We start from the raw sequence: 1445 nt of genomic DNA, 5'->3' as shown, positions 1-1445 counted from the left end.
TGCGGCGTTGGCCAAAATAGCTGCCCAGAACTTGATCCCACACCGAACGTTGCTCTTGGCCAACGCTGGCATAACCATAACCTGGCAGATCGACAAACGACCAGGCACTACCCACATGAAAAAAATTGATCTCCCGTGTTCGACCAGGGGTACGGCTGACTCTGGCCAGATTGCGCCGGTTTAACAACCGATTGAGCAAAGAGGATTTGCCGACATTGGAACGTCCAACAAAGGCAATTTCCGCCCGTTCATCGCTGGGAAACTGCCGTGCCGATACCGCACCAATGACAAATTGCGCGGACGGTATCGACAAGGATATTTCTGGTTGTGTATGGGACACGAAGGGGAATCTCTCTCTCAGCGTTGCTGTCTGAGCGGCATTTCGGTGCCATCGATAAACAGCTTGACATCGGTACCTACCAAGCCCTGATTGACTGACACCAAAACCTCTTTGTTGTTGATGCGCGAGCGCAGTGACTTGGGATGACCGATGGTAAATACCTTCTCTTCACCAATCAAAGTACCGTCAATATAAAGACGGCAGGCATTGCCCATCAAACCGACATCCACCTCGATGCTGATGGAATGATCCTCATATTTGGCCATATACAAGTCGCCGATTAAACCAGCCAAACCTGTATTGGCCAGGAAGAGCAGTTGTCCGAGCAACAACAGGAATGCAGCGTTTTTTTTCATGGTTACCACCTGTCAGGCAAAAAATCGGAGTGGTCCGAAAAGAGAGAATCGTTGGTAATAGACGGTGTTCCACCGCTTTTGTCAAGTCTCGCGCAGCAACCACTGTACCGATTATCTGCCAAAGGGCTCTGACTGCCTATTGCCAATAGAGACCTGCCAAGGAAAGTGCAGCCAAACCGAGAAAAAACAGACCGCTGGCCCGATTGAGCAACGGTTTGGAAATTTTTTGCAACAAGGTCCGCCCGACCAGAACACCCAGTGCAGAAGAGGCACCCAGAGCCAGGGTTGCACCAATCCAGACCGGGATCATCGGCGCGGTACTGGCCATACCAATGACGGCAATTTGGGTTTTGTCGCCCAATTCAGCCAGAAAGATCATCAGAAAGGCACGAATCAGGATACTGTGGCCACTTTGTTCGGCCACCTCTTCCTCCTCCTCCTCTTCCTTGGCAGCGCGCAAAGATTGAATCCCAAAAAAGGCAAACAAGGCTGCGACAATCCAAACCAACACATTTTTCGGAATCCAGGCGGAGAGCGCAGAGCCAAAGATCACCGCCAGAACATTGAGGATGATAAAAGCAAACAGCGCCCCCAGAAAAACCGGCATGGGACGATGTCGGGCAGCCAAAGTCATGCAAACCAATTGGGTCTTATCGCCCAATTCGGCAAGAAAGATCAGGGCAAAGGTGGTGGCAGTGATGGGAACAGCGGCTATGATTTGGGAAAACAAAGAGAGATCTTCAGACATG

General features: G+C 50.9%; 3 protein-coding genes. All 3 read right to left on the bottom strand.

Annotated features, from left to right (window positions below; genetic code table 11):
• Positions 1-313 (bottom strand): ribosome biogenesis GTP-binding protein YihA/YsxC (gene yihA / locus EJP87_RS16330; protein WP_130472906.1); only part of this gene is annotated, 313 nt, incomplete at its 3' end.
• A gap of 44 nt (positions 314-357) precedes the next feature.
• Positions 358-696 (bottom strand): hypothetical protein, encoded by a 339-nt coding sequence (locus tag EJP87_RS16325; RefSeq protein ID WP_130472905.1) that lies wholly within the window; start codon positions 694-696, stop codon positions 358-360.
• 136 nt (positions 697-832) lie between these two features.
• Positions 833-1444 (bottom strand): TMEM165/GDT1 family protein, encoded by a 612-nt coding sequence (locus EJP87_RS16320; protein ID WP_130472904.1) that lies wholly within the window; start codon positions 1442-1444, stop codon positions 833-835.
• Position 1445 lies beyond the last annotated feature (1 nt).

It is taken from the genome of Candidatus Magnetaquicoccus inordinatus (genome assembly GCF_004217665.1).
Lineage (GTDB): Bacteria > Pseudomonadota > Magnetococcia > Magnetococcales > Magnetaquicoccaceae > Magnetaquicoccus > Magnetaquicoccus inordinatus.
Note: the sequence above shows the minus strand (reverse complement) of the source record. Positions and strands in the feature narration are given on the sequence as shown.